A 10,096-nucleotide genomic window follows, 5' to 3' on the forward strand; every position below is an offset into this window, starting at 1 on the left:
GCCGTCCTGACCGCCCTCGCCCAGCAGATCACCGACGAGGACGGCCAGGTCTTCGCCCCCGCGATGCGCCGAAGCCGCCCCCAGACCGAAACCCTCCTCACCGCGCTCGCCACGCTCTGGGCCAACGGCAGCGATGTCCACTGGCCCACTCTGTTCACCGCCTGGAACGCCCAGCCCGACCCCGACCTCCCCACCTACCCCTTCCAGCACGAGTGGTACTGGCTGGAAGGCCGCCCCGGAGGCCGGACCGGGACGCCCGCCGACGAACTCCGGTACCGCATCGAATGGCAGACCGTCCCTGAGCCGAAACTGCCTGAAAACCCCGGCACATGGCTCATCGTCGCGGACGAGACCACACCCGAGGCCGACCTCCGGGCCCTGGCCGACTCCGCCAAGGCGCTGGCCATCGACGTGCACCTCCTCCGCACGCCCGCGTCCGGACCGCCGAAGAGCATCCCCGCCGACGCCGCCCGCGCGGACGGCGTGATCTCCACCCTCACCGAGCCGGCCCACGTGTCCGCCCTGCTCGACACGCTCATCGGCTCCGGAGTCACCGCGCCGCTGTGGACGCTCACCCGGTCGGCCGTCGCCGCCGTCCCCGGCGACCGGATCGAAGACATCCGCGAGGCCCGCGTCTGGGGCCTCGGCCGGAGCGAGACGCTCGACCGTCCCGGCAGATGGGGCGGGGTCGTCGACCTCCCGGCCGGGCCGCTGGACGGCGACCGGATCTGGGCGGTCGTCGCGGCGCAGCGGCCGGCCGGGGACGCGGCCGAGAGCGAGCTCGCCGTCCGCGGCGACGCCCTCTACGCGCGGCGCATGGTGCGCGCCGGCCGCGGCGGGCCGCCCGGCGAACTCGCGATCGACACGGACGGCACGGTGCTGGTCACCGTCGACGACGGACCGCTGGCGCGGGACGTGATCCGCATGCTGGCCGAGGCGGGCGTCCGGCACCTGCTGCTGGTCCCCGCCGGGGACCCCGCCGGCCTCGAACTGCCGGAGACCGGCGAGACGGACGTGACCGTCGCGGCGTGCGACACGGCGGACCGGGCCGCGCTCGCCGCGCTGCTGGCGGTACCGCCCGCCGGGCGGCCGCTGACCGCCGTCGTGCACATGGCGGGCGGCTCCCCCGAGGACAGGCTGGCCGGCGCGGTCAACCTGCACGAGCTCACCCTGGACGCCGGGCTGTCGGCGTTCGTGCTGTTCTCCTCCGCCGACAGCGTGTGGGGCGGCATCGGCCGGGGCGCGGTCGCGGCGGCCGACGCGGCGCTGGAGGCGCTCGCCGCGCAGCGGCACGCCGCCGGGCTCCCCGCCACCTGCCTCGCGTGGGGGCCGTGCGCCGGGGCCGAGCCGGACGGCACCCCGGCGGACTCGCTGCGCAGCGCGGGCCTGCCGCCGATGCCGGAGGGCTTCGCCGCGGCCGCGCTGCGGCGCTCGCTCGGCGACCTCGTCCCGTTCGCCGTCATCGCCGACATCGACTGGTCCCGGCTCGCCCCGCTGTACGCCGAGACCGCCGCCGCGCGGCTGTTCAGCGGGGTCGGCGACGCCGAGACCTTCCTGTCCGGCGCGGACGCGGCCGGCGCGGGCGACCCGGCGGCGGCGGAGTCGCTGCGGCGGCGGCTCGGCGACGCCGATCCCGAGGCGCGCGAGGCGATGCTGCTGGACCTCGTGCGCGCCGAGACGGCCGAGGTCCTCGGCCGGCGCGGCGCCGAGTCGGTGCCGCCCGCCGAGCCGTTCCAGCGGCTCGGGATGGACTCCCTCATGGGCGTCGAGCTGCGGAACCGGCTGACGAGCAGCACCGGCCTGAAGGTCCCGGCGACGCTGGTCTACGACCATCCCGCCCCGGCCGCGGTCGCCCGGTTCCTGCTCGACGAGCTGCTCAGCGACCTGCGCGTGGCCGGCGCCGACCCGGTCGCCGACCTCGACCGGCTGGAGGCCGCCGTGCTGTCGCTGCCGCCCGGCGGCGACGAGCTGCGGCAGATCGCCGGGCGGCTCCGCGCGCTGCTCGGGCAGGTCGACTCGGCCGCCCGCGCGCAACCCGCGGCGGACCCCGGCGACGGCTTCGAGTCGGCCTCGGCCGACGAGATGCTCGCGCTCATCCAGAAGGAATTCCGCAACTCCTGACAGGCCCGCTCGGCCGGACAGAGGTGAAAGAGAATGGCGAGCCAGGAAGAGCTTCTCGAGACTCTCAAATGGGTCAGCGGCGAGCTCCGCACCGCGCGCCGCCGCGCGGAGGAGCTGGAGGAGCGGCAGGCCGAGCCGATCGCGATCGTCGGCATGGCGTGCCGGTTCCCGGGCGGCGCCGACTCGCCCGCGGGCCTGTGGCGGCTGGTGGCCGACGGGGTGGACGCCATCGGCGACTTCCCCGACGACCGCGGCTGGGACCTCGACCGCGTCTACCACCCCGACCCCGGGCACCCCGGCACCTCGTACACGCGCCGCGGCGGGTTCCTCTACGACGCGGGCGACTTCGACCCGGGGTTCTTCGACATCTCGCCGCGCGAGGCCATCGCGATGGACCCGCAGCAGCGGCTGCTGCTGGAGACGTCCTGGGAGGCGATCGAGGCGGCCGGGATCGACCCGGTCGCGCTGCGCGGCAGCCGCACCGGCGTGTTCGCCGGCACGTGCGGCCAGGACTACTCGCTCATCCAGGCCACGATCCCCGAGGAGATCCAGGGGTACGCGATCACCGGCTCGGCGGCCAGCGTGATCGCCGGGCGGGTCTCCTACTTCTTCGGCCTGGAGGGCCCGGCCGCGACGGTCGACACGGCCTGCTCGTCCTCGCTCGTCACCCTGCACCTCGCCTGCCAGGCGCTCCGCAACGACGAGTGCTCGCTGGCGCTGGCCGGCGGCGTGACGGTCATGACCACGCCGTCCTCCTTCGTGGAGTTCGCGGCGCAGCGCGGGCTGTCGCCCGACGGGCGCTGCAAGGCGTACTCGGCCGCCGCGGACGGCACCGGATGGGCGGAGGGCGCCGGGATGCTGCTGGTGGAGCGGCTGTCGGACGCCCGGCGGCTCGGCCACCGGGTGCTGGCCGTCGTGCGCGGGTCGGCGGTGAACCAGGACGGCGCCAGCAACGGGCTGACCGCCCCGAACGGCCCGTCGCAGCAGCGGGTGATCCGGGCGGCGCTGGCGGCGGCGGGGCTGACCGTCCGGGACGTCGACGTCGTGGAGGGCCACGGCACCGGCACGTCCCTCGGCGACCCGATCGAGGCGCAGGCGCTGCTCGCCACCTACGGGCAGGGCCGTGACGAGGACAGGCCGCTGCTGCTGGGTTCCCTGAAGTCGAACATCGGGCACACCCAGGCCGCCGCCGGAGTCGGCGGCGTCATCAAGATGGTGGAGGCGATGCGGCACGGCACGGTGCCCCGCAGCCTGCACCTCGACCGGCCGTCGCCCTACGTGGACTGGACGGCGGGCGCGATCGAGCTGGCGGCCGAGGCGAAGCCGTGGCCGGAGGCGGACCGGCCGCGCCGCGCGGGCGTCTCGTCGTTCGGCGTGAGCGGCACGAACGCGCACGTGATCCTGGAGGAGGTCCGGGAGGAGGAGCGCCGCGACGCGCCCGCCAGGACGGTCGTGCCGTGGCCGGTGTCGGGGCGGACCGCGCAGGCGGCGCACGACCTCATCGACCGGCTCCGCGCCTGCGACGCGGGCACCCCGCTCGACATCGGCGCCGCGCTGCCGTCGCGCGCCGTGTTCGACCACCGCGCCGTCGCCGTCGGGGACACGGTGGTCACCGGCCGCGCGGCGCCCGGCCGGCTCGCGATGCTGTTCACCGGCCAGGGCAGCCAGTGGGCGGGCATGGGACGCGACCTGCACGCCGAGTTCGAGGTGTTCGCGGAGACCTTCGACGAGGTCGAGCGGCTCACCGGGCGTCCCCTCCGCGACGTGGTGTTCGCCGACGACCCGGACGGCTCGCTGGACCAGACCGGCGTCGCGCAGGTCGCGATCTTCGCGGTCGAGGTCGCCCTCTACCGGCTGGTCGAGTGGCTCGGCGTGCGGCCCGACATGGTGGCGGGCCACTCCATCGGCCAGATCGCGGCGGCGCACGTCGCGGGCGTGCTGTCGCTGCCGGACGCGTGCGCACTGGTGGACGCCAGGGCGCGGCTGATGCAGGCGCTCCCGGAGGGCGGCGCGATGCTGGCGGTCGAGCTTGCCGAAGACGACGTGGCCGGGGTGCTGCCTGAGGGGGTGGCGGTCGCGGCGGTGAACGGCCCGACCTCGGTGGTGGTCTCCGGTGACGCGGGGGCTGTGGAGAAGCTGGCGGAGCAGTGGCGCGGCGACGGCGTGCGGGTCAAGCAGCTGGCCGTCAGCCATGCGTTCCATTCGCCGCTGATGGAGCCGATGCTGGAGGAGTTCGGGCAGGTCGTGGCCGGCCTGACCTTCCGGGAGCCGGAGATCGACGGGCTGCCCGCCCAGGTCACCGACCCCGCCTATTGGGTGGCGCACGTCCGCGAACCGGTCCGGTTCGCCGACATGGTCACCGACTTGGCCGTCCAGGGCGCCACCCGGTGGCTGGAGGTGGGACCGGACGGCGTGCTGACCGCGCTGGCGCAGCGGATCACCGACAAGGGCGTGTTCGTCCCGTGCCTGCGGTCGGGGCGCCCGCAGGTGGAGACGCTGCTGAGTGCCGTCGGCGCGCTCTGGGCGCACGGCGCCGAGGTGGACTGGCCGAAGCTGTTCGAGGCGTGGGGCGGGACACCGGCCGGCGGCCTTCCCGGCTACCCGTTCCAGCACCAGCGGCTCTGGCTCAGCACGGCCGGCAAGGTCGCCGACGTCGCCTCCGCCGGGCTCGCGTCCGCCGGCCACCCCCTCGTGGGCGCCGCCGTGGAGCTCGCCGGATCCGACGGGTACCTGCTGACCGGCCGCCTCTCCCTGAGCAGCCACCCCTGGCTCGCCGACCACACCGTCCAGGGCCGCACGCTGCTGCCCGGCACGGCGTTCGTCGAACTCGCCGTCCGCGCGGGCGACGCCGTCGGCTGCCCCCGGGTGGACGAACTGACCGTCCAGGCCCCGCTCGTCGTCCCGGACACCGGCGGCGTGCGGCTCCAGGTGGCGGTGACCGCCGCCGACGAGACCGGGCGGCGCACCATCACCGTCCACTCCAGCGCCGAAGGCGCAGCGGGACCGGCGTCCTGGACCTTGCATGCGACCGGCGTCCTCGCCCCCGGCACGGCCGCGCCTGGCGCGGCGCGGGAGCGGTTCGACTTCCAGTCCTGGCCGCCGACCGGCGCCGAGCCGCTCGACGCGGCCGCGCTCTACCCCGACCTCGCCGAGGCGGGCCTGCCGTACGGGCCGGTGTTCCGCGGCCTCACCCGGGCGTGGCGCTACGGCGAGACGACGCTGGCGGAGGTCGTCCTGCCCGAGGACGCGGCCAGGGAGGCCGGCCGGTTCGGCATCCACCCCGCGATCCTCGACGCCGCCCAGCACGCCATCGGCCTGCGCGGGACCGGCGCCGAACCGGGCCGGACGCTGCTGCCGTTCTCCTGGTCCGGGGTGGAGCTGCACGCGTCCGGGGCGACGGCGATCCGGGTCAGGATCGCCCCCACCGCCACCGGGGCCGTCGCCATGGACCTCGCCGACGACGGCGGGGCGCCCGTCGCGACGATCGAGTCGCTGACGCTGCGGCCCGCCCAGCCGGGCGCGCCCGCCGCCGCGCCCGCCGGGCACGACGAGGCGCTGCACCGGCTCGACTGGGTCCCGGCCGCGGCGCCGGACGCCGCGGACCCCGACCCCGCGGACGTGATCGCCTGGTGCCCCCGCCCCGGCGGCGACCCGGTCGAGGCGACCCACCGGGCGACCAGGTGGGCGCTGGAGGAGGTCCAGTCGTGGCTGGCCGGCGACCCGGACGGCCGACTGGTCGTCGTCACCAGAGGCGGCGTGCAGGCCGGCGGCCCGGACGGCGACGGGGAGCCCGGCCAGGAGCCCGACCTCGCGGCGCACGCCGTGTGGGGCCTGGTGCGCGCGGCCCAGTCCGAGAATCCGGGCCGGATCGTCCTCGTGGACGTGGACGGGACCGTCGCGGACGGGGACGACGCCGCGATCGCGGCCGTCCTGCCCCTCGCCGACGCGGCGGAGGAGTCCCAGTTCGCGCTCCGCGGCGGCGAAGTGCTGGTCCCGCGGCTGGTGCGCGCCTCCTCCGGCGGCGTCCTCGTCCCGCCGCCCGCCGGGCCGTGGCGGCTGGACTCGGTGCGGCCCGGCTCGCTGGACGGCCTCGCCCTCGTGCCCGCCCCGGAGGCGGAGCGGGCGCTCGGGCCCGGCCAGGTGCGGCTCGGCGTCCGCGCGACCGGCGTGAACTTCCGCGACGTGGTCTTCTCGCTCGGCATGTACCCGGGGCGGGTCCTGATGGGCGGCGAGGCCGCCGGCGTCGTCCTGGAGGTCGGGCCGGGCGTCGACGACCTCGCGGTCGGCGACCGGGTGATGGGCATCGTCGACGGCGGCTACGCGCCGGTGACCGTCGCGGACCGGCAGCTGCTCGCCGCGATCCCCGACGACTGGTCGTTCGAGCAGGCGGCCTCGGTGCCGATGGTCTTCCTGACCGCCTACTACGCGCTCGTCGACCTCGCCGGGCTGCGGCCCGGGGAGCGGCTGCTCGTGCACAGCGCGGCGGGCGGCGTCGGCATGGCCGCCGTGCAGATCGCCCGCCACCTCGGCGCCGAGGTCTTCGCGACCGCCTCGCCCGGCAAATGGGACGCGGTCCGGGCGAACGGGATCGCCGCCGACCACCTCGCGAACTCCCGGACCCTGGACTTCGAGGCCGAGTTCCGCGAGGCCACCGGCGGGGAGGGCGTGGACGTCGTCCTCGACGCGCTCGCCCACGAGTTCGTGGACGCCTCGCTGCGGCTGCTGCCGCGCGGCGGCCGGTTCATCGAGATGGGCAAGACCGACGTCCGCGACCCGGACCAGGTCGCCGCCGACCATCCGGGCGTCCGCTACCGCGCCTTCGACCTGGCCGAGGCGGGCGCGGAACGCGTCGCCGGGATGCTCGGCGAACTGCTCGCCCTGTTCCGCGAAGGGGTGCTCACGCCGCTGCCGAGGAAGGTCTGGGACGTGCGGGAGGCGCCGCGCGCCCTGCGGTACGTGTCCGCCGCCAAGCACATCGGCAAGGTCGTCGTGACCGTCCCCGAGCCCGCCGGGTTCGGGGACGGCCAGACGCTCGTGACCGGGGCGAGCGGCGCCCTCGGCGGGCTCGTCGCCCGGCACCTCGCCGCGCGGGGCGTCACGGACCTGCTGCTGGTCTCCCGGCGCGGCGCGGACGCCCCCGGCGCCGCGGACCTCGCCGCGGACCTGGCCGAACTCGGCGCACGCGCCGAGTTCGCCGCGTGCGACGTCGCCGACAGGCCGGCCCTCGCGGAGCTGCTCGCGGACCGGCCGGTCACGGCCGTCGTGCACGCGGCCGGCGTCTCCGACGACGGCGTGGTCGGCTCGATGACGCCCGAGCGGCTCGGCGCGGTGCTCCGCGCGAAGGCCGACGGCGCCTGGAACCTGCACGAGCTGACCGAGGACCGGGACCTCGCCGCGTTCATCCTGTTCTCGTCCACGGCGGGCATCATCGGCGCGCCCGGCCAGACCAACTACTCCGCCGCCAACGCCTTCCTCGACGGCCTGGCCGCGCACCGGCGGCGGCTGGGCAAGGCCGCCCTCGCGGTCGCCTGGGGCCTGTGGGCGGTGAACTCGGCGATCACCGGGAACCTGTCCGACACCGACCTGGCCCGGATGGCGCGGACCGGCATGGTGCCGCTCCAGGCCGGCGAGGCGCTGGACCTGCTCGACGCGGCGCTGCGGGCGCCGTTCCCGCTCGCGGTCCCGGTGCGCGTCGACCCGGGCGCCCTGGACCCCGAGCGGACGCCGCCGGTGCTGCGGTCGCTCGGCCGCCCCGGGGCGCGCCGCGCCGCGGCCGGCGCCGCCGGCGGGAACCTGGCCGCCAGGCTCGCGTCGCTGCCCGCCGCCGAACGCGCCGCCGCGCTCGCCGAGGCCGTCGTCGGGCAGGTGGCGTCCGTGCTCGGCTACGCCGCGGCCGTGGACCCGGAGCGGTCGTTCACCGAGCTCGGCTTCGACTCGCTGACCGCGGTCGAGCTGCGCAACCGGCTGCAGGCGGAGACCGGCGTGCGGCTGCCCGCGACGCTGGTGTTCGACTACCCCTCGCCCGAGGCCCTCATCGAGTACCTGTCCGGCCAGATGTTCCCGGACGAGCCGGACGGGGTCCCGTCCGTGCTGGCCGAGATCGACCGGCTCGACGCCGCCATCGCCGACGCCGGGGCCGACCCCGCCGAGCTGGCCGCGATCGCGCGGCGCCTGCAGGACCTGGCGGCCCGCTGGCAGCCGGCCGCGGACGGCGCCGCCCCCGACGTCGAAGACCTCGAGACGGCCACGGACGACCAGCTCTTCGACCTGATCGACAAAGAGTTCGGCGTGAGCTGACCGCACGCCCCGCCAGACACGCCCCCCGAGAGCTGCGAGGAACCATGCCGACGAACGAGGAAAAGCTCCGCGAATACCTGAAGCGGGCCGTCGCCGACGCCCGGGACGCCCGGCTGCGGCTGAAGGAGCTCGACGACCGGAACCGGGAGCCGATCGCCATCGTCGGCATGGCCTGCCGGTTCCCCGGCGGCGTCCGCTCCGCCGCCGACCTGTGGCGGCTGGCCGCCGAGGGCCGCGACGCGATCTCCCCGTTCCCGGCCGACCGCGGCTGGGACCTCGACGCCCTCTTCGACGCCGATCCCGAGTCGGCCGGCACCACGGGTCAGCGGGAGGGCGGCTTCCTGCTCGACGCCGACCGCTTCGACCCCGCGTTCTTCGGGATCTCGCCGCGCGAGGCGCTCGCGATGGACCCGCAGCAGCGGCTGCTGCTGGAGACGTCCTGGGAGGCGATCGAGGCGGCCGGGATCGACCCGGTCGCGCTGCGCGGCAGCCGCACCGGCGTGTTCGCCGGCACGTGCGGCCAGGACTACTCGCTCATCCAGGCCACGATCCCCGAGGAGATCCAGGGGTACGCGATCACCGGCTCGGCGGCCAGCGTGATCGCCGGGCGGGTCTCCTACTTCTTCGGCCTGGAGGGCCCGGCCGCGACGGTCGACACGGCCTGCTCGTCCTCGCTCGTCACCCTGCACCTCGCCTGCCAGGCGCTCCGCGCCGGCGAATGCGACATGGCGCTCGCGGGCGGCGCGACGGTGATGGCCACGCCCGCCCCCTTCATCGAGTTCACCCGCCAGCGCGGCCTGGCGGCCGACGGGCGCTGCAAGGCGTTCGCCGCGGCCGCCGACGGCACCAACTGGGCCGAGGGCGCCGGGATGCTGCTGGTGGAGCGGCTGTCGGACGCCCAGCGGCTCGGCCACCGGGTGCTGGCCGTCGTGCGCGGCTCGGCGGTCAACCAGGACGGCGCCAGCAACGGGCTGACCGCTCCCAACGGCCCGGCGCAGCAGCGGGTGATCCGGGCCGCGCTGGAATTCGCGGGGCTGTCCGGCCGCGACGTGGACGTCGTCGAAGCACACGGCACGGGCACCCGGCTGGGCGACCCGATCGAGGCGCAGGCGCTGCTCGCCACCTACGGGCAGGGCCGGGACGAGGGCAGGCCGCTGCTGCTGGGGTCGCTCAAGTCGAACATCGGGCACACCCAGGCCGCCGCCGGAGTCGGCGGCGTCATCAAGATGGTGGAGGCGATGCGGCACGGCACGGTGCCCCGCAGCCTCCACATCGACGAGCCGTCGCCCTACGTGGACTGGACGGCGGGCGCGATCGAGCTGGCGGCCGAGGCCAAGCCGTGGCCGGAGACGGACCGGCCCCGCCGTGCCGGCGTCTCGTCGTTCGGGATGAGCGGCACGAACGCGCACGTGGTGCTGGAGCAGGCCCCGGCCCCCGAGCCCGTCGAAGCGGAGGAGCAGGCCGAACCGCCCGTCGTGCCGTGGATCGTCTCGGCCGCGACCGGACCGGCGGTGGAGGAGCAGGTCGGACGCCTCCTCGACGGGGCCGAAGGCTCGCGGCTGGGCGTCGGGCTGACGCTGCTCTCCCGGGCCGTGTTCGACCACCGGGCGGTCGTGCTGGGCGAGCAGATCGTCCGAGGCCGCACGGCACCGGGCCGGCTGGCGGTGCTGTTCACCGG

At 76.3% G+C, this 10,096-nt stretch carries 3 protein-coding genes; all 3 read left to right on the forward strand.

Annotated features, from left to right (window positions below):
- Positions 1 to 2,121: beta-ketoacyl reductase (locus ACIWVC_RS32925; RefSeq protein WP_396455040.1), on the forward strand; the 2,121-nt coding region annotated here is incomplete at its 5' end.
- 33 nt (positions 2,122 to 2,154) lie between these two features.
- A complete protein-coding gene (locus ACIWVC_RS32930) occupies positions 2,155 to 8,418 on the forward strand; it encodes an SDR family NAD(P)-dependent oxidoreductase (protein ID WP_396455041.1) in 6,264 nt (2,087 codons plus the stop codon).
- Positions 8,419 to 8,462: 44 nt separating this feature from the next.
- The coding region (locus ACIWVC_RS32935; RefSeq protein WP_396455042.1) for a type I polyketide synthase at positions 8,463 to 10,096 on the forward strand (1,634 nt) is incomplete at its 3' end.

Origin of the sequence: Actinomadura sp. (assembly GCF_044508335.1) — a bacterium.
Classification (GTDB): Bacteria; Actinomycetota; Actinomycetes; order Streptosporangiales; family Streptosporangiaceae; genus Spirillospora.

What these genes read in the sequence shown, in the direction of transcription:
- ACIWVC_RS32930 (WP_396455041.1), top strand. Translation starts at nt 2,155, where the DNA reads ATGGCGAGCCAGGAAGAGCTTCTCGAGACTCTCAAATGGGTCAGCGGC.